The sequence below is a fragment of the Streptomyces sp. NBC_00448 genome, from assembly GCF_036014115.1.
Taxonomy (GTDB): Bacteria; Actinomycetota; Actinomycetes; order Streptomycetales; family Streptomycetaceae; genus Actinacidiphila.
Window position 1 is genome coordinate 766616 of sequence record NZ_CP107913.1, and the last position, 18174, is coordinate 784789.

General features: G+C 71.9%; 17 protein-coding genes. 11 read left to right on the plus strand and 6 right to left on the minus strand.

Annotated features, from left to right (window positions below; translation table 11 throughout):
* Positions 1-25: 25 nt before the first annotated feature.
* The 4 genes from OG370_RS03325 to OG370_RS03340 all read left to right on the plus strand — a co-directional run bounded on the left by OG370_RS03325 (position 26) and on the right by OG370_RS03340 (position 5703).
* Positions 26-976, plus strand: coding sequence for a carbohydrate ABC transporter permease (locus OG370_RS03325; RefSeq protein WP_328460399.1), 951 nt, complete (start codon positions 26-28; stop codon positions 974-976).
* The gene (locus tag OG370_RS03330) at positions 973-1803 is read left to right on the plus strand and encodes a carbohydrate ABC transporter permease (RefSeq protein WP_328460401.1); all 831 of its coding nucleotides are present in this window, start codon (positions 973-975) and stop codon (positions 1801-1803) included. Before OG370_RS03325 ends, OG370_RS03330 begins: the two co-directional genes overlap by 4 nt.
* Before the next feature lie 56 nt (positions 1804-1859).
* A complete protein-coding gene (locus OG370_RS03335) occupies positions 1860-3188 on the plus strand; it encodes a Gfo/Idh/MocA family protein (protein WP_328460403.1) in 1329 nt (442 codons plus the stop codon).
* 100 nt (positions 3189-3288) lie between these two features.
* On the plus strand, positions 3289-5703 hold the full coding sequence (locus OG370_RS03340) for an Ig domain-containing protein (RefSeq protein ID WP_328460405.1): 2415 nt from the start codon (positions 3289-3291) through the stop codon (positions 5701-5703).
* Positions 5704-5808: 105 nt separating this feature from the next.
* Here OG370_RS03340 and OG370_RS03345 read toward each other — a convergent pair whose 3' ends face one another.
* From OG370_RS03345 to OG370_RS03355, 3 genes are all read right to left on the minus strand, one after another.
* Positions 5809-6801, minus strand: a complete 993-nt coding sequence (locus OG370_RS03345; RefSeq protein WP_328460407.1) for a DMT family transporter — start codon at positions 6799-6801, stop codon at positions 5809-5811.
* Between the two features lie 146 nt (positions 6802-6947).
* A complete protein-coding gene (locus OG370_RS03350; RefSeq protein ID WP_328460408.1) occupies positions 6948-8456 on the minus strand; it encodes an arabinofuranosidase catalytic domain-containing protein in 1509 nt (502 codons plus the stop codon).
* Positions 8457-8832: 376 nt separating this feature from the next.
* Positions 8833-9504 carry an alpha/beta fold hydrolase gene (locus tag OG370_RS03355; protein WP_328473743.1) on the minus strand — a complete coding sequence of 224 codons (672 nt, stop codon included), beginning with the start codon at positions 9502-9504 and terminating at the stop codon, positions 8833-8835.
* A 175-nt stretch (positions 9505-9679) separates the two neighbouring features.
* Here OG370_RS03355 and OG370_RS03360 point away from each other — a divergent pair, with 175 nt between their 5' ends.
* Positions 9680-10420: a hypothetical protein gene (locus OG370_RS03360; protein WP_328460410.1), complete on the plus strand. Its 741-nt coding sequence runs from the start codon at positions 9680-9682 to the stop codon at positions 10418-10420.
* Positions 10421-10923: 503 nt separating this feature from the next.
* Positions 10924-11478 (plus strand): cysteine hydrolase family protein, encoded by a 555-nt coding sequence (locus OG370_RS03365; RefSeq protein ID WP_328460412.1) that lies wholly within the window; start codon positions 10924-10926, stop codon positions 11476-11478.
* 195 nt (positions 11479-11673) lie between these two features.
* Here the strand turns inward: OG370_RS03365 and OG370_RS03370 are convergent, their stop codons facing one another.
* Positions 11674-12036 (minus strand): winged helix-turn-helix transcriptional regulator, encoded by a 363-nt coding sequence (locus OG370_RS03370; protein WP_328460414.1) that lies wholly within the window; start codon positions 12034-12036, stop codon positions 11674-11676.
* Positions 12037-12103: 67 nt separating this feature from the next.
* On the opposite strand from OG370_RS03370, the gene OG370_RS03375 reads away from it, so the two are divergent.
* Positions 12104-12664 (plus strand): carboxymuconolactone decarboxylase family protein, encoded by a 561-nt coding sequence (locus tag OG370_RS03375; protein ID WP_328460416.1) that lies wholly within the window; start codon positions 12104-12106, stop codon positions 12662-12664.
* Positions 12665-12820: 156 nt separating this feature from the next.
* Here the strand turns inward: OG370_RS03375 and OG370_RS03380 are convergent, their stop codons facing one another.
* Positions 12821-13780, minus strand: a complete 960-nt coding sequence (locus OG370_RS03380) for a LysR family transcriptional regulator (RefSeq protein WP_328460418.1) — start codon at positions 13778-13780, stop codon at positions 12821-12823.
* A 113-nt stretch (positions 13781-13893) separates the two neighbouring features.
* Here OG370_RS03380 and OG370_RS03385 point away from each other — a divergent pair, with 113 nt between their 5' ends.
* Together OG370_RS03385 and OG370_RS03390 are read left to right on the plus strand one after the other, a co-directional pair.
* The gene (locus tag OG370_RS03385) at positions 13894-14826 is read left to right on the plus strand and encodes a zinc-binding dehydrogenase (RefSeq protein WP_328460420.1); all 933 of its coding nucleotides are present in this window, start codon (positions 13894-13896) and stop codon (positions 14824-14826) included.
* A gap of 65 nt (positions 14827-14891) precedes the next feature.
* On the plus strand, positions 14892-15326 hold the full coding sequence (locus OG370_RS03390) for a nuclear transport factor 2 family protein (RefSeq protein WP_328460422.1): 435 nt from the start codon (positions 14892-14894) through the stop codon (positions 15324-15326).
* A gap of 87 nt (positions 15327-15413) precedes the next feature.
* Here OG370_RS03390 and OG370_RS03395 read toward each other — a convergent pair whose 3' ends face one another.
* Positions 15414-15962, minus strand: a complete 549-nt coding sequence (locus tag OG370_RS03395; protein ID WP_328460424.1) for a GNAT family N-acetyltransferase — start codon at positions 15960-15962, stop codon at positions 15414-15416.
* 165 nt (positions 15963-16127) lie between these two features.
* On the opposite strand from OG370_RS03395, the gene OG370_RS03400 reads away from it, so the two are divergent.
* A complete protein-coding gene (locus tag OG370_RS03400; RefSeq protein WP_328460426.1) occupies positions 16128-17450 on the plus strand; it encodes a sensor histidine kinase in 1323 nt (440 codons plus the stop codon).
* A complete protein-coding gene (locus OG370_RS03405) occupies positions 17435-18079 on the plus strand; it encodes a response regulator transcription factor (RefSeq protein ID WP_328460428.1) in 645 nt (214 codons plus the stop codon). The genes OG370_RS03400 and OG370_RS03405 overlap by 16 nt, the downstream gene beginning before the upstream one ends.
* Positions 18080-18174 lie beyond the last annotated feature (95 nt).

Sequence of the window (18174 nt, forward strand, 5' to 3'; positions counted from 1 at the left end):
ACCCAGGAACGAGGAGAAGACAGACATGACCGCGACACTCGCGCCCCCGGGCGCGCACACCCGGGACTCGCCGGGTGCCGGTCCGGCCCGGCGATGGTTCGCCCGGTGCTCCAAGGTGTGGCACTTCCTGACCTTCGGCGCCCCCGGACTCGTCGTCTACCTCGCCTTCGTCCTGGTGCCGATCGCCATGACGATCGGCACCAGCCTCACCAACCGCAACCCGGCCAATCCGCCGACCCGGTGGGTCGGTCTGCGGAACTACACCCGGCTGTTCTCCGACCCCGACTTCACCGGGGCGTTGAAGAACACCGTCGTCGTCACCGTCATCATCACGGTCCTGGCCAACGTCCTCGGGCTGCTCGTCGCCCTGTTGCTCGACCGGCGCGGCTGGCTCTACAACGCCCTGCGCTCGGTGTTCTTCACGCCGGTCGTGCTGTCCTCGGTCGTGGTCTCGGTGATCTGGCAGGCGATCCTCACCGACGACGGCCTGCTCAACTCGATGCTGAAGAAGCTCGGGGTGCACCACCCGCCCGGCTGGCTGTCCGACCCCGATCTCGCGCTGTACTCGGTCGCGTTCATCATCACCTGGCAGATGCTCGGCTTCTGCGTCGTCGTCTACCTGGCCGGCCTGGCCGGTGTGCCGGCCGAACTGCACGAGGCCGCCTCCATCGACGGCGCCGGCACCTTGACGCGCTTCAGGAACGTCACCTGGCCGATGCTGGCGCCCGCGCTGACCATCAACACGGTCATGCTGCTGATCAGCGGGTTCAAGGCGTACGACCAGATCCAGGTGATCACCAACGGCGGCCCGGGCAACGGCACCACCTCCACCGTCGCCTTCGAGGTCGTGCAGACCACGTTCACCGGAAACCACATCGGGTACGGCGCGGCGATGGCCACCGTCATGCTCGCCATCATCGCGGTGATCTCGGTCCTCGCGCTCCGCGTGCTCCAGCGGCGGGAGGTCACGCTGTGAACTCCCAGCGGTCCTTGTGGCTCCGGCCGATAGTGGCGCTCTTCGTCACCGCGGTGTTCTTCCTGCCGCTCTACGTGGTCCTGGTCAACGTGTTCAAGCACGGCCCGGACATCACCGCTCACCCGGTGAGCCTGCCGATCCCGCCGACGCTCTCCTCGATCCACCAGGTGCTGTCCCGCCCGGACCACCTGTTCTGGTACGGCCTCATCAACAGCGTCGAGGTCACCGCCATCTCCGTCACCGCCCTGACGATCGTCTCCGCCATGCTCGGGCACTACCTGGCCCGGGCCAAGGGAGCCTGGGCCAAGGGGGTGCTGGCGACCCTGCTGTGCGGACTGATGATCCCGCCCGCGGTGATCCTCGAACCGGTGACCGAAGTGCTGCGCTGGTTCGGGCTCATGACCACGATCCCGGGCCTGGTGCTGGTCAACGTCGGCTACTACGTCCCGTTCGGCGTGTTCGTCTTCACCGGCTTCGTCAAGACCATCCCGATCGAGCTGGAGGAGGCCGCGGCCCTCGACGGCGCCGGGCCGTTCCGCGTGTTCTGGAAGATCGTGTTCCCGCTGCTGCGCCCGGCCTCGGCGTCCGTCCTGATCTTCCTCGGCGTCTGGATCTGGAACGACTTCCTCAACCCGCTGATCATCATGGGCCCGGCGAACGGCACCACCGTCACCGTGGGCATCTACCGGGCCATCGGGGAGCACCAGTCGGACTTCGGCGCGGTCTTCGCGCTGATGTTCCTCGCCACCATCCCGATCCTCGTCTTCTACCTGGCGTTCCAGCGCCACTTCGTCAAGGGCCTGACCGGCGGCGCGACCAAGGGGTGACTCCGCTTCCCCCGGTCCCCGCCGCCTCGCTACCTGATCGCTCAACAGGAGTACTTGTGAACCTTGCCGCCCTGCCCGCCAGCGGCGCACCCGCCTCCGCACCGTTCGTCACGGGGGACCTGTCCGCGCCGCTCGGGCGTCCGCTGTCGCTGGTCGTCCTCGGCGCGGGAGCCCGCGGCGAGGCCTACGCCGACCTGGCGGCAAAGAGTCCGGAGCGGGCCCGCGTGGTGGCCGTCGCCGAAGCCCGCGACAGTGTCCGCAGGGCGTTCGCCGCACGGCACGCGGTCAGCGACGAGTTCTGCTTCACCGACTGGCGCGAGGTGCTGGAACGGCCCCGGCTGGCCGACGTCGCGATCGTCGCGATCCAGGACGCCGACCACGTCGAGGCGGCCGTCGCCCTGGCCGACCTCGGCTACCAGTTGCTGCTGGAGAAGCCGATGGCCACCACGCAGGAGGACTGCGACGCCATCGCCGAGGCCGTACAGCGCAACGGCACCGCGCTGGCCCTGGCCCACGTCATGCGGTACACGCTCTACTCCGTGGCGCTGAAGAAGCTGCTGCGGGACGGCGCGATCGGCGACATCGTCTCCCTGCAGCACCTGGAGCCGGTCGGCTACTACCACTTCGCGCACTCGTTCGTCCGCGGCAACTGGCGCCGTGAGGACCAGTCGGCGCCGCTGCTGCTGGCCAAGTCCTGCCACGACATCGACTGGCTGTGCGACGTCGTCGGCCGGCCGGTCCGGCGGGTGTCGTCGTTCGGGTCGCTCACCCACTTCCGTCCCGAATCCGCCCCCGAAGGCGCCACGGATCGCTGTGTCACCTGCCCACTGGAGTCCTCATGCGCCTTCTCGGCGCCCCGGCTCTACCGGGACGGGCTGCGCCGGGGAGGCACCAAGCAGTACTTCACCCGCATCGCGACCGCCGGGGAGCTGACCGAGGAAGCCGTCACCGCGGCGCTGACCGACGGGCCGTACGGCCGCTGCGTCTACCACAGCGACAACGACGTGCTGGACCACCAGGTGGTGAACCTGGAGTTCGACAACGCCGTGACCGCGTCCTTCGTCCTGACCGCGTTCACCCCGATGGAGAACCGCCAAACGAAGATCTTCGGCACCCGCGGGCAACTCACCGGGGACGGCCGCCGCATCGAGGTGTACGACTTCCGCACCGAGCGCACCACCGTCATCGACACCTCCCTCGACGGCTCCTCCGCGGCCGAAGGACACGCCGGGGGCGACGCGGCCATGTTCAACGCCTACATCGACGCCCTCCACGGCGGCCGGCCCGAGCTGATCGTCTCCGGGATCGAGGCGAGCCTGGCCAGCCACCGCGTGGTCTTCGCCGCCGAGCGGGCCCGGCACGCCGGGACGGTCGTCGAGCTCTGACCGTAGCGGCCCCCTGACGTACCACCACTCCTCGCACCACACCCGTACACCCGTACACCCGTGAAGAACGCATCCTCGTCCGAGGAAGGACCCCTCCTGTATGGACCTGAGACGAAAACTCACCCCTCGCCTGACCGCCGCGATCGCGGTGGCGGGCCTGCTGACCGGACTGCCGGCGGCGGCCGGCATACAGACCGTGTCGGCGGCGACCGGCTCGCACCACTCCGGCGATGTCCTGGTGGACGCCGGCTACCTGCGGGTGGGGATGGACGCCACCGGCACGGTCACCAGCCTGGTCGACTCCCGCGACGGCCGGAACTACCTGGTGGCGGGGCACGGCTCCGCTCCCCTGGTCAGCCTGGTCGTCGGTGGGCGGCAGGTGAAACCGACCTCCCTGCGGCGCTCCGGCGGCACACTGGTGTTCGGCAACTCCGCGGCCGGCACCGAGGTCGATGTGGCGGTCAGCGACCGGACGTCGTACTCCACGTTCACCGTCACGAAGGTCAAGGCGCCCCGCGGCGCCGACGTACAGACCCTGCTGTGGGGCCCGTTGGCGACCACGCTGACCGGCTCGCTCGGCGAGTCGGCGGGCCTGGCGAGCAACAGCGGGTTCACGGCGGGGATGAAGGTGCTCAACGACCGCACCGAGGGCGGCTGGCCCCGTGAGGACACCGGCATGGGCTGGGAGAACGAGGTGTCGGACAACCCGTCCGACCTCCAGGTGGCACCGCTGGAGCAGTGGAGCGTCGGCGGCCAGACCCCCTGGGGCAACCTCCTGCGCGCCTTCACCTTCGACTACACCAAGCAGCGGCTGCGGACGAACGACTCCGGCTACGGGATTCCGGTCGGGCCGCTGCCCGGTGCTCAGGGCAGCATCGTCGGCTCGCGGATCGCGCTGTACGGCACCACCCCGGATCTCGCGCCGACCGTGCTGTCGACGATCGCCAAGGGCCAGAACCTGCCGTACCCGACGATCGACGGGCAGTGGCAGAAGGCGGCGCAGGCGACCTCCAAGTCCATCCTGGTGCTGTCCGACCTCAACACCGGCAACGTCGCGGACGCCGACCGGTTCGCCAAGGCCGCCGGCATCGACACGGTCTACTCGCTGCCCGGGGCCGACGGCCCCTGGCAGTCCGCCGGGCACTTCCAGTTCAACTCCAGCTTCGGCAGCAGCGACGCCGGCGCGACCGCGCTGGTGCACGCCTCCACGTCCGACGGCGTCGCGGTCGGCGCGCACACCCTGTCGAACTTCATCGACACCGACGACCCCTACGTCCAGCCCGTGCCCAGCCCCGATCTCCAACTCGGCCAGAGCGCCGAGCTGACCCGGCCGCTGGCCGCCACCGACACCTCCCTGTACATGGCGAGCTGCGCGCCGCTGGCCGCCGGTCTGGCGGGCAAGTCCCTGCTGATCGACCACGAGTTCGTGAACTACACGGGGTTCACCACCGTCGGTGACGAGTGCCAGGTGACCGGGCTGACCCGGGCCCAGTGGTCCTCGACCGCCGCCGACCACGCCGCCGGCGCCACCGCCGCCCGGGTGCCGCACAACTCGTACGACGGCGCCCTGGGCGACCTGAAGCTCATCGACGCCACCGCCACCCGGTTCGCGACCATCTGGAACACCACCGGCATCAGCGCGACCTCGTTCGACGGGCTGGAGTCCGCCTCGGAGGGCGGCTGGGGCCAGTACGGCATGGCCCGCATGGTCAACGGGGCCTTCGCGCAGCTGAAGGCCAAGGACGGCTTCATCTCCGAGACCAGCCGCGAGGGTTCGAACGTCTGGGACGCGCTGTCCCGGGCCAGCTGGGGCGAGGTCGGCTCCACCAGCATGAACCAGGTGTTCATCAACAACGCCTACTACCAGGCCAACTACCTGCCCGGGATGCTCGGCTGGATCTCGCTGCCGGGGGGCGCAAGCATCCACACGGTCGAGGACACCCTCGCACGGGGCGCGGGCCTGAACGCCGGCGCCGGATTCGAGACCTCCGTGTCCAGCCTGACCAACGGCGGGCAGAACACGGCGGCCCTGCTCGACGAGGTCAAGCAGTGGGAGACGGCCCGCAACCTCGGAGCCTTCACCGACGACGAACGCGCCCAGTTCCGGGACCAGTCCACGCACTGGCACCTGAGCGTCGTCACGCCCGGCAGCTCCTGGTCGCTCCAGCAGCTCGACGCCTCCGGCAACGCCGTCGGCGCGCCCCGGACGGTCTCCGTACCCACCCCGGGCTTCACCAGCACCAGCCTGCCGGGCATGACGCCCGGGAAGCTCTACGAGGCACGGCCCGCCGCGAACGTGCCCTCGATCATCCGCTACACCGTCACCGCGGGCGCCCTGCCCGCCGGCCTGCACCTCAACCCCGACACCGGCGGCATCACCGGCGTCCCGCTCACCGGCACCACCGCCAGGTTCACCCTCACCGGCAAGGGCGCGCCCGGCACCCCGGACGCACGCCGGACCTTCACGATCCGGGTGGGGAAGCCCTCACCCGCCGAGGGAGGCCGAACGCGCTGACCGTGGCGTAGGGGCAACGGTGGCCCGCTCTCCGGCCGGAGAGCGGGCCACTGGTGCGTCAACCACCCGCCGGCGCCCGGGCCGGGTGCGTCAGGGCCGAGTACCTCAGGACCGGGGAGAGCGGGTGCCGGACCTGGCCATGGTGAGGAAGACGCCGACGCAGCACGTCAGGAGGAGCGCGGTGGCGAGCAGGCTGGGTCGTGCCGCCTTCCCCAGGCCCCACGTGCAGAACCGGACGGTGAAGGGGACGGCCAGGGAGACGCTGGTGGTGAACAGCGCACCCCGGCGCAGGAACAGTTCGTGCTGGATCACGTAGGCCGGCACGTACACCCCGCAACCGAGCAGCAGGATCTGCCCCCACTGCACGAGGGTGAGATGGCCGAAGGAGTTCCGGGCCAGCGCGGGCAGTAGCAGCATCACCGCCCCGGCCGCGAACACGGACGGCAGGGCCACCACCGAGGAGACGTCGGGGGCGAGCTTGCCGTAGAAGTGCGCGTACAGCGCCATCGAGACCATGGCGGCCACGGCGGCCAGCACTCCGATCAGCGCGCGGGTAGGGGTGACGCCGCCCCTGATGCCGAACCCGCTCCCCCGGTCCAGGAGGCCGTAGGCGACCGCCGCCGCGGCGGCCACGCAGGTGCCCACCAGTGCGGTCATGCCGGGGCGTTCACGGAACAGCCACAGGCCGAGCACGAACGTCACGCAGGGCAGGAGCGCGAGGACGACGTTGGTGGTCGCGGCGCCGATCAGCCCGATGGCCCAGACCGAGGCCATCGAGTAGCCGAAGACCCCCAGGGCGCCCAGGGCGGCGACGGCGCGCGGTCGGCCGCGCGCCACCTCCAGCGCGGGGCGTCTGGTGGTCCGGCGGGCCGCAGCGAGCAGCGACAGCCCGACACAGCTGGTGCCCGCGCGGCCGGCGGCGACGGCGAACGGATCGGCGTGGGCGACCAGGTCCCCGGACAGCAGCCACGTCAGCGACAGCAGCGCCACCAGCGCTGCGGCCATGAGCAGGCTGGGCCCCCAGGCGAGTTCGCGCGCGGCCCTGCCGGTCCCCGGCGCGGTGGCGCCGGCCCGCGGTTTCGTCGACGCGTCCGTCACGGTCGCGCGGCCCCCTCGTCGTCACGGGCCCGCGGCCCAGAGCTTTCCCCGGATGCGTGGTCCACGGTACTTGCCCCGGCCCCCGCCCGGTTGCCGGGGCGGGGACCGGGGCAGGGACCGGTGCCGTGTTCCTCGCGGTGACCGTGTCAGTCGTTGACGAGGTCGAACTCCTCCCAGGGGCCGATCGCCGTGCGGTTGGCGATCAGCGCCGAGGCGCCGGCGTCCTCGGCCGTGACGATCTGCTGGTTGTTGTAGGCGCGGAAGCTGACGCTGCCGTCGGAGTTGTGCAGGAGGTAGAACGTCTCCCACGGGCCGGCCGCACCGCGGTTGGCGATCAGCGGCGAGCTGCCCTTGCTCTCGGCGGTGACCCACTGGTTGTCGGAGTGCGCCCTCAGGTTCACGGTGTTGTTGTTGTTCGCGATCAGGTCGAAGGTCTCGTTGGTGCCGATCGAGGTGGCGTCGGCGATGAGCGAGGTGGTGCTGTTCGCCGCGTCGACGTACTTGCCGTTGGCGTGGGCCTTGAGGCTGATCACGGACTGGGTGGGTGGCGGGAACGTGGTGGTGTTGTTCGTGTAGCCGGCCGCGGTGACGTTGGCCTGCACGGCGTTCTCCGTGGCGTCGGTCGGGAAGCCCTTGGTGACGGCGCCCTCGAAGAACTCACCGGTGCCTTCGGGGCTGTTGTCGCCGCCGGTGCCCAACTCGATGGAGGGCTGCACCTTCATCGGGTTGTAGCCGTTGGGTAGAGCGCCGGAATACGCCTGTGACAGCCCGCCGGATTGCCCGTTCCCGTATTTCAGCGTGAAGTTCGTCGTGCCGTTGTTCTTCTCCCAGGCGGTCACGAACGAGCCCGTCTCGCTGGGGATGTTCGACGGGTTGGGGCCGGCCGCGCTGAAGTACATGCCGTTCTCGATGTCGCCGCCGACCCAGGGGCCGGAGCCGGTGCAGCCGCCGGTCCAGCAGGCGGAGCCGTAGTAGATCGCGTTCATGGTCGCGTTGCCGTCGTCGGAGTCGTCGGTCTCGGCCGAGCCGAAGTCGAAGCAGCAGCTGCTGCTGGTGAGGTTCGACGACGTGAGCATGTACAGGCCCTCCGGCTGCGAGCCGGTGGGCACGTTCTTGGCGGCGTTGTTGCGGTATCCGGTACCGATGTTGTTGACCAGCACGCCGTAGGCGCCCTGGCCGCCGATGGTGATCGGCAGCGCCATCGCGTCCGCGCCGATGTCCGAGCCGTTCGGGCCGGGGCCGGAAAGCCCGCCCGAGCAGCCGGAGCAGGAACTGCCCGGCGAGATGGGCAGGTTGTTGGCGTTGGGTGTCTGGTCGTACAGCTGGGTGATGGTGCACGTCGTGCCGGAGCAGAAGGAGACCTGCGGCGCCGAGGCGACCAGACCGCCGGCCGACGCGAGTCCGATGTTCAGGGTGCTGCTGTCCGAGGCGCGCTGGATCTGGTACAGCGGGCCGTCGTACGAGGAGAACATCGCCCGGGTGGTGCTGTACGCCGCCTCACAGGGCGTGCCACCGGACGCGTAGATGTCGCAGGGCCCCGATGAAGCCGCCTCGGCGCGGGTCGCCGTGCCGAGCACCGGCACCGCGATCGCCACCGCGAGCAGGAACGCGATCAGCAGCCGCGTCCGGCGTCGGAGTGTGAGTAAGACCAGCACAAATGCCTCCGGAAATGTGATGGTGCCATTCCGCCCGTGGCGTTGAGCCGGATCGCGGCCGCGCTCATCGTCGGGCGCGGTCGGAGATCGCCGGATTCTGCGCAGTGTTGTGGCAAAAGGCGGCGTCTCCAGTGGCGCAGCACACATGTTCAGCTGGCTCTAGACATAAGTCAAGACGATGGACTGGCCACAGTGGACCTTTCAAAGATTCTTTGGGGGAAAGGTGGCGCAACCGTCCGGAGCCTTCCGTACAAAGTGAGCACAACCGGTCGAAGGGGCCGTCGCGGGGCGGGTGTTGGCCTCCTCGGCCCGGGTTCGCCGGCGGGCACGGCGCCGGGCGTCGACATCGTCGGCTCGCAGGGCATGACGTGCACGGTCACATGGACGGCGCGGGGAGGTAGCCGAGCAGTTCCGCGTTGACCGCGTCGGGGCGTTCGAGGTAGCCGATGTGGCCGCAGTCGGTGATCTCGACGTAGCGGGAGCCGGGGAGGGCCGCGGCGAGTTCGCGGGTGAGGCGGGGGCGGACGACGAGGTCGTCGGCGAAGGCGACGACGAGGCAGGGGCGGCTGACGCGGCGGTAGGCGGCGAGCCGGTCGGGGATCAGGGCGAGGTCGAGTTGCGCGCGGGCGGCGACGGTGTCGAGGAGGGCGAGCTCGAACAGGCTCAGCCAGTCCGTGAGCCGGCCGGCGTCCTCCAGGGTTCGGGGCGAGAGGTTCTGGAGGGCGTGGCGGTGGGCCGCGACCTTGGGCGGAAGCCGCACACCGCTGTCGGCGAGTGCGAGGTCCGCCGCGGTCCCGGCGGCGATCAGCGCGTCCGTGCGCCCGCTGCCGGCCATCAGGACGGCCCGGTCGACGAGTTCGGGCCGGGCGACGACGAGTTCCTGGACGATGATCGCGCCCAGCGAGTGCCCGACCAGCCGGCACGGCCCGGCGCCGAGGTGCTCGATCAGCCCCGCGACGTCGGCGACCATGTCGGCGAGGGTGAACGAGCCGGGGGCGGCCGGCTCCGGGCCGAGGCCCCGGTTGTCGAGCGTGATCTCCCACGGCAGGGGGAGGCAGACCTACCGCCGGCGGCGCCACGACGCCGAGACGCCGAGACGCCGAGACCAGACATGACCTGCCAGGATGTCTCCGGCAACGGAAGAGCGACCACTCGCGCGTGTCACGACCGATGATGGGCACGGAGTGCTCTCGCGGCGGCAACACATCGAAGGGGGCCCACCTGTGGTCGGAGAAGGCGACTCCTCGGCAGCGGCCCTGCGGAGCGTCGAGCAGTGGAGTGCCCGGATTCACCGCGGCCTGCGGGCCGGCACCCGGGTGGACGCCGAGGCCGTACAACTGGCCTGCCTGCTGCTCGACTGGGGGCACGACGCCGAGGTCGTCCGCGAGCTCGTCACGCGCGATCCGGCGCAGGTCCCCGCGCCGGAGATGGCCCGGTTGGCGGCGGAACTGCTCCGGGTCTGCGGCTTCGACCCGGGGTTCGCGCTCGCCCCCGAGCGGCTGCCCGTCCTGGAACGGGCGGTGCGGAGAGTGGCGGCGGACTTCGCCGGCTGCACGGTCGTCGACGGCCTGCACCTCGTGCAGGCGGACGAGGCCGGCCCGCGCGCGCTGCTCGCGCTGGGCGACGGCACGCTGCTGAGCAGTGGCAACGGCCTGGCCCCTTCGGCGGGAGACGATCCCGTACACGCCCTGGTCGAGGTCGCGGCGGAGGTACAGGACGAGGTGGCCGCCCGGTTCCGGCTGGTCTGGCCGGTCTGCCGCGAACACGGCCTGGGCGTACGCCCGGCAGCGGCGGACGGCAGCGCGCGCTGGCGGTGCGCGGGCGGGCCGTCGGGGCACTTCGTGGGAGAGGTGGGCGCGTTGACCACCCCGGGCACCCCGGTCACGCCGGGCACCGCGGTCACGCCGAGGAGAGTTGTTCCGCTATCTCCTTCACCCACACGGCCGTCTTCGCCGGGTTGTTGAAGGTGTCGACGAGTTCGAAGTTCTTCTTCAGCCGGTCGAGGACGGCGGCGATCCGGTCGCGACAACCTGCCCCCCGGCCGACGCGTTGCGGTTCCCCGGCGCCCTCCCCGGCGCCTCCCCCTCCGCGCCCTGCTCCTGGCGCGCTGCACCATCGCGGCCGCGGCCCGGTTGCCCGCGCTGGACTGCACCGCGAGCAGAGCGCGTTCCGCCGGGTTGCCGGACAGGCTCCCCGCCCGGCTCCCTCCGGTCCTGGCGCTGCCGGCTCGTCGTCAGGCCCGCCCCGGGCGGCCGTGCTGGTGTGCGCTGGGCCGAGGTGCTCATCGACGCGCCCCTCCTGTGCCCGACGGGGCGTGGGGAGAGGAGCCGGGCAAGACGAACGGAGAAGGAGCAGCGGGGAAACGTTCCACCCAGCCGCCGCCGGCCATCGTATGATCGGGCCGCACCGGCACGACCGTCATGCTGACCACGGAGCGCTACCCGGAAGGGCTGGACGAGAGCCTGCCATGGCCACCGCACTGATCATCGGCGACGTCCAGCAGGGCATCACCGGCAGTTACCCGTTCGCCCGACGTGTCGTGCCGCCGCTCACCGAACTGATCCCGCGCGCCCGCGCGGCCGGCGCCCTCGTGGTGTTCGTGCACTTCGCCCTCCGCGGCAACGGGGCCGATCTGCCGCCGGGCAACGCGCTGTTCAGGTCGTTCCACGAAGCCGGCGACACCTTCCACGAGGGATCGGCCGGGACCGGGATCGCCCTGCCGGTCTCCGAGGAGGACGTCGTCGTGGTGAAACGGCGCGCCAGCGCGTTCGCCGGCACGGACCTCGACCTCGTCCTCCGCGCCGGCGGCGTCGACACGCTCGCGATCGCGGGCGTCGCGACCAGCGCGATGGTGGCCGCGACCTGCTACGACGCGGCAGACCGCGGCTACGGCGTGACCGTGCTGCGCGACGGTTGCGCCGACGGCGACACGGCGATGCACGACTTCTTCATGGACGCCGTCTTTCCCAGCCGGGGGTTCGAGGTCGTCTCCTGCGCCGGGTGGAGCGGACCGCGAGGCTGAGCCCGTACGCCGGCGTCAAGTGCGGGACAGGCGCGACGAGTTCGCACGCGTTGGGCGGGGGCGCGTCGAAGGCCGCGGGGCCTGGGCGTTCACCCTCGCACCGCCGCCCATAGTGGCGGCCTGCCGGCGAGCGGGACTTGCCGGGACGGCTCCGACGCCGCGCTCCGCACCGTGCTCGCACCGGCCGTTCCGCGATCACTTCGGCCCGGGTTCTCCTGGCGTGGCGGCGCCCGTCTCCCTCGCCCACCGGCGGCTCCAGGCGTCCAACGGGCTCAGCGCCTCGACGAGTTCCTGCCCGAGCCGGGTGAGGTGGTAGCCGTCGTCCCGCACGGTGAGCAGGAGGGCGCCGGTCAGCTCGTCGAGCCGCGTGCTCAGCACGCTGGAGGACATCCGCTCGCAGCGGCGTTGCAGTTCGCGGAAGCCCGCCGGCGCCTGGCTCAGCTCCCACAGGATGCGCATCGTCCAGCGTCGTCCGAGCAAATCGAGTACGGCCATGACCGGACGCCCCGACCCGGACCCTCGTACCGGTACACCCGGCCGCGGTGCTCTGGCTTCCATGCCCACTCCTTGCGCTTCGGTTCTCGAAGCATCATAGTGATGCGAAAATCGATGCAGGAGGTGCCGCGTGCCGCGCATCGAACCCCTCAACCCGCCCTACCCCGCCTCCGTCGACCGGGCGTTGCGCCGATGGATGCCTCCGGACGTGCCGCACGAGCCGCTGACCCTGTTCCGGGTGCTCCACCGCAACCCGGAACTGGCCTCACGCATGTTCGCCCTGGGCGCCGGCCTGCTGGGCCACGGCCTCCTCCCCGCCATCGACCGCGAGATCGTCATCGCCCGCGTGACCGCCCGCAGCGGCTGCGCCTACGAGTGGGGCGTGCACGCCGCGACCCTCGCGCAGCGGGCCGGCCTCAGCCCGGAACAGCTCCGGGCGACCACCGAGCGCCGTACCCCGCTGTCTTCCGCGTGGCAGCCGCACCACGCGGCACTGCTCCACGCCGTCGACGAACTGCACGACACGGCCCGGCTCTCGCAGCCCGCCTGGGATGCTCTGCGCGTCCACTACGAGTACGCCCAAATGCTCGAACTCCTCGTGCTGACCGGCTGGTACCGAACCATCAGCTACCTGGCCAACGGGTTGCTCATCGAGGAGGAGCCCTGGGGCGCGAGGTTCCCGGGGCCGTAGCAACACCGATGCGCGGAACGACCGGTGTGCCGATCTCGATACGCCGGAAACCCGCCGCGGGATGATCGTGGGGCCAGGGATGCCCGCGATCCGCGGGCACTTGGGCGCGTTCGCCCGCGCGGCTCGCCGCGGTCTTCGGGAGGCGGACCGCGCGGGTCAGGCCCCCGCCGGAACCGCGAGTTTCGCGTGGTCCGCGTCCGGCAGCCAGTCCCGCTCGGGGGCGTAGTCCAGCCAGCGCCGGGTGCGCCCCGCTTCGGTGAAACCGCGCAGCAGGGCGTCGAGCCGCGCGTGGCGGTGGGACTCGCGCCAGGCGAGCGACCACGCGTACAGCGGGGTCGGAGCGGTGAGCGGGATCGAGCGCAGATCCGCGTGGTCGGGAAGCGGCGCGTCGCTGGGGAAGAGCGTGAAGCACGTGGCGTCGCCGCGTACGTGCTGGACGAGGTGGTCCAGGCCCAGGTTGGGGCCGTCCTGGCGCCGGGTGAGCCCGAACTCGTCGGCGAAGCGCCGCAGGAAGTCCAGGCGGGTCAGCTCGGCCGGGCACCACAGGGTGCTGTCGCGCAGGTCGGCCGGGCGCAGTTCGGCCGCGCCGGCCAGCGCGTGGTCCGCGCTGACCACCACGTCGACCGGTTCCAGGCGGACGAGCCGCTGGGCCAGTCCCTTGTCGCGGCCGCCGGGCAGCGGGTGCACCCGGCCGAAACCCACGTCGGTGTCACCGCGCAGGAGTGCCTCCGCGACCGACGGCCAGTCACGGGCCGGGCCGGGCTCCAAACGCACCGCACCGAGCGCTTCCACGGCCTGCGCGACGGTGCGCATCGGCGCGAAGAGATGGCCCCACACGTCGATCCGTACCACTGGCCCGGCGCCCAGCGCCGCGGCGATCGCACGCTCCCCCGCCGCGAGGGCCTCCCGCGCGGCGGGCGCGAACCGCTCGCCGGCTTCGGTCAACCGCGTGCCGCCCTGCCGTTCGAAGAGGCGGACGGCGAGCAGCGACTCCAGGCGCGCGACGCGTTTCGACAGCGCCTGCTGGCTGGTGTTCAGCTGCTCGGCAGCGCGCCCGAAGTGCAGCGTCTCGGCGGTCGCGACGAACGCACGGACCAGGGCGAGGTCGAGGTCCATGCCGCTGACCTTATCCGACAACCGCGCGTTGTCGGTCGGGGCGCCGCGTTGTTGGCCCGGCCCACGGCGCGAGCGGTGAGATGTGTTCAGCCGCAGCCAAGGAGGCAGACACCATGAAAGCGCTCGTACCGACCGGAGATCCGGCCGAACCGGTCGTACTCGCCGACGTCCCCGAGCCCACGCCGCGCGCCGACGAGGCGCTGGTGCGGGTGGAGGCGTTCTCGGTCAACCGGGGTGAGACGTTCAAACTGGAAGCGCCCGTGGACGCCGAACGATCCGGCGAACGGCCCGGCAAGGACATCGCCGGGCTCGTGGTCCAGCCGGCCGCCGACGGGAGCGGGCCGGCCGGCATCACGCGCGTCGTCGGCCACCCCATGGCGGGCGGCTGGGCGGAGTTCGCCGCGGTGCCGACCCACTCCCTCGCGGTCCTGCCGGACGGCGTCTCCGCGCTCCAGGGCGCGGCGCTGCCGCTCGCCGGGCTCACCGCGCTGCGGCTGCTGCGTACGGCCGGGCCCGTGCTGGGGCGGCGCGTGCTGCTGACCGGCGCGTCGGGGGGCGTCGGGCACTACGTGACCGAACTCGCGGCCGCCGCCGGGGCGGAGGTCACCGCCGTGACCCGGGACGCGGAACGCGGGGCCGGGCTCACCGAACTCGGTGCGGCCGAGATCGTCCACCACCCGGCCGACGCACGCGGACCGTACGACCTGGTGCTGGAGTCGACCGGCGGTGCCGCCCTTCCCGTCGCCCTCGCGCGGCTCGCGAGGCGGGGCACGCTCATCTGGTTCGGGCAGGCCAGCCGGACCCCGGTGACGCTCGACTTCTTCGCCTTCTTCGACGGTCCCGAGTCGGCCGTCATCCGCCACTTCCACTACCTCGACGCGGACACCGCCCTCGGCGACGACCTGGCGGCGCTCGTCCGGCTGACCGCCGAGGGCCGCCTGCACCCCGAGATCGGCCGCGTCGCGGACTGGACCGACACCGCGACCACCCTCACCGACCTGCGCGACCGCCGCATCCGCGGCAAGGCCGTGCTCACCCTCTCCTGATCATCTTGAGCAGGCCCGCCCCCGCATCCCCAACGTCCGGTACCACCAGCCGAAGGAGTCCCCTCATGAAGGCCATCACCGAACCCAGGGCCGTCGTCATCCGCTACGTCGAGGCCGTCCGCGACGGCGACGCCGACGTCATCCGCGAGAGCTTCGCGGAGGACGCGACCTGGCACTACCCGGGCGATCTGCCGACCTCGAAGGTGTGGCAGGGCCGCGACGCGATCGTCAACGACTTCCTGGGCGGCATGGGGACGGTCTTCGTTCCCGGCACGATGCGGATCGAGCTGGTCGGCACGATCGCCGAGGGCGACCGCGTGGTCGCCGAGTGGACCGCGAAGGCGCGGACCGTGTACGGCGGCGCCTACGACAACCGCTGCATCGGCATCTACACGGTCCGCGACGGCCGGATCACCTCCGTCGTCGAGTACGCGGACACCCGGCACGTGGCGGCGACCCTCTTCCCGGACCACCGCGACCCCGAGCCCGCCGCCGTGTGAGCCCAACTCCCGGCCGGCGCGCCGGAGTTCCGGATCACGGCCGGCGACGCCGCTCCTCGTCGCTCGGCCGTGCCGCCGGTCACCGGCTCACGCGGGCGGTGCGACCGGGGACCACACGCCGAGCCACTGCTCGGCGTCGTACTTCTCGAACCGCTCCCGCTCGGTGAACCCCAGCTTCGCGGCCAGGCGCATCGAGCGGGCGTTGGCGGTCTGGGTGTAGAGCACCACCGGCTCGCCGGGCAGCGCGTCTGCGAACCAGCCGAGCGCCGCGGTGCAGGCCTCGGTGGCGTACCCGCGTCCCCACGCCGCCGGCAGGAACAGGTAACCGAGCTCGGTCCCCCCGGCCTCCGCACGGTGCTCGCCCACCCGCTCGCGGTCGTGCGGGTCGAGCTGGACCGTGCCGATCAGCGCGCCGTCGAGTTCGGCCACGAAGAAGCCGGGGCGCTGCCCGGGCACCTCGGGCACCATGCGTTCGAGCTCGTCACGCGGTTGCGGCCCGCCGAGGTAAGTGCCCACCTCCGGCGAGGCGTTCAGCTCGATGACGCCCGCACGGTCCCGCGCCTCGGTCTGGCGGAGCACCAGCCGCTCGGTGGTGATCGGGGCGGTCGGCCAGGGGAGGGCTCTCAGGTCGGTCATGCCGGCCAACCTAGCCAGCAGGCTCGCCGATGATCAAGACGGACAAACCGCGCCACCGCAGGACGGCACGCCGGCTGCTCGGGTCGCGGCCGGCCGGCGGCGTCGGACGGCACGGGCTTGGTGGCGTCGGACGGCACCAGGTTGGTGTGCCAGGATGTGCCCCTCATGACCGCGCCCGATCCGCAGCCCTCCTCACCGCCCGCCCCGGGCCCCGATCCGCGTTCCGTGCGTGGCTTTCGCGCGGGCCTCGCGCTCCGGACGGAGTTGCTCGGCTGGTCGGTGGCGCTGCTGCCGGCCTCGGCGGCGGCGTTCGCCCTGCTGCTGCTGTGGAGCATGGCGGCCTGCCTGGTCCTGATGGGTGCCGGCCTGCCGGTGACGTTGCTGGCGACGGTGCTGGTCCGCCGGTTCGCCGACCGGCACCGTACGTGGGCGGAGCGATGGGGCGGAAAGCCGGTCGCCCGCCCGTACGTACCGCTCCCGGAGGGGAACTGGCTGACCCGGCTGCGGGCGATCCTGCGGGACCCGGCGACCTGGCGGGACTGCGCCTGGCTGGCGGTCGACTCGGTGGCCGGGTGGTTCACCGCCGGCGGTCCGTTCCTGGTCTTCGCGGCCGGGCTGTTCTCCCTGACGTATCCGCTGGTCTTCGCCGTGACCCCGGCTCAGGTGTTCCGCACCCCGTTGGGCCCGCTCTTCCACGTGCAGACGCTCGCCGGATCGTTCGTCATGGTCCCGCTCGGCGTGGTGCTGCTGGCGCTCTGGTACGCCGTCGCGGTGCCGTTCGCCCGGCTGAACGCGTGGCTGATCCGCTCCTTGCTGGCCCCGACCGAGCAGGCCGAACTGCGGGCGCGGGTGGCACAACTGGCCTCCTCGCGGGCGGAGTCCGTCGACTCCCAGGCCGGCGAACTGCGCCGGATCGAACGGGACCTGCACGACGGCGCCCAGGCCCGCCTGGCGGCGCTGGGGATGAGCCTCGGCCTGGCCGAGCAGTTGCTGGCGGACGATCCGCAGGCGGCGGCCCGGCTGCTGTCCGAGGCCCGCGAGTCGACCTCGACCGCCCTGGTCGAACTGCGGGATCTGGTGCGCGGCATCCATCCGCCGGTGCTCGCCGACCGGGGCCTGGACGGCGCGATCCAGGCGCTGGCCCTGGCCAATCCGGTGCCGACCACGGTCACCCTCCGCATTCCCGGCCGGCTGCCCGCCGCGGTGGAGTCCGCCGCCTACTTCACGGTCGCCGAGGCCCTGGCCAACGCGATCAAGCACGCGGGGGCGCGCCGCATCTCCGTCTTCATCGAGTACACCCGTGCCGGCGGCGGCCTGCTGAGCATGGTCGTCAGCGACGACGGCCGCGGCGGCGCCTCCCTCGCGGGCGGGACCGGGCTGCGGGGCATCGAACGGCGTCTGGGCGCGTTCGACGGGACGCTGAGCGTCGACAGTCCGGTCGGCGGACCCACCGACGTGAGGATGTCCCTGCCATGCGCGTTGTCATAGCCGAGGATCTGGCCCTGCTGCGCGACGGGCTGATCCGGATCTTCGACGCCTACGGGTTCGACGTCGTCGAGGCGGTCGACAACGGCCCGTCCCTGGTGCGGGCGCTGGACACCCACCGCCCGGACGTGGCCGTCGTCGACGTGCGGCTGCCGCCGACCTTCACCGACGAGGGACTGCGCGCCGTGATCGACGTCCGCGCGCGGGTCCCCGGCCTGCCGGTGCTGATGCTCTCGCAGTACGTGGAGCAGCTCTACGCCCGCGAGTTGATGTCCGACCGGGCCGGCGCGGTCGGCTACCTGCTCAAGGACCGGGTGTCGAACGTCGGCCGGTTCATCGACACCGTGCGCCAGGTCGCCGCGGGTGCCACCGTCATGGACCCGGACGTGGTCGCCTCGCTGCTGGCCCGGCACGAGGACGACGAACCGCTGCGCACGCTGACCCCCCGCGAGCGCGAGGTGCTGTCCTTGATGGCCGAGGGCCGCTCCAACGCCGCCATCGCCGCGCGCATGTTCGTGACCGAGAAGGCCGTGAGCAAACACAGCAACAGCATCTTCGGCAAGCTCGGGCTCCAGCAGTCCGAGGAGAACAACCGGAGAGTGCTGGCCGTCCTGGCCTACCTGCAGACCTGAGCCCCGGGCAGGGTCCCGACCGGCTCCTCCCGGCGCCCGGGGTTGGCGTGAGCCCGACCCTGCGCATCCTCACCCCAGCAGGGTGAGGCACGGTT

Coding starts and splice junctions, on each gene's coding strand:
- OG370_RS03340 (WP_328460405.1), top strand. CDS start 3,289: ATGGACCTGAGACGAAAACTCACCCCTCGCCTGACCGCCGCGATCGCG.
- OG370_RS03390 (WP_328460422.1), top strand. CDS start 14,892: ATGAAGGCCATCACCGAACCCAGGGCCGTCGTCATCCGCTACGTCGAG.
- OG370_RS03395 (WP_328460424.1), bottom strand. CDS start 15,962: ATGACCGACCTGAGAGCCCTCCCCTGGCCGACCGCCCCGATCACCACC.
- OG370_RS03325 (WP_328460399.1), top strand. CDS start 26: ATGACCGCGACACTCGCGCCCCCGGGCGCGCACACCCGGGACTCGCCG.
- OG370_RS03405 (WP_328460428.1), top strand. CDS start 17,435: ATGCGCGTTGTCATAGCCGAGGATCTGGCCCTGCTGCGCGACGGGCTG.
- OG370_RS03385 (WP_328460420.1), top strand. CDS start 13,894: ATGAAAGCGCTCGTACCGACCGGAGATCCGGCCGAACCGGTCGTACTC.
- OG370_RS03400 (WP_328460426.1), top strand. CDS start 16,128: ATGACCGCGCCCGATCCGCAGCCCTCCTCACCGCCCGCCCCGGGCCCC.
- OG370_RS03370 (WP_328460414.1), bottom strand. CDS start 12,036: ATGGAAGCCAGAGCACCGCGGCCGGGTGTACCGGTACGAGGGTCCGGG.
- OG370_RS03380 (WP_328460418.1), bottom strand. CDS start 13,780: ATGGACCTCGACCTCGCCCTGGTCCGTGCGTTCGTCGCGACCGCCGAG.
- OG370_RS03365 (WP_328460412.1), top strand. CDS start 10,924: ATGGCCACCGCACTGATCATCGGCGACGTCCAGCAGGGCATCACCGGC.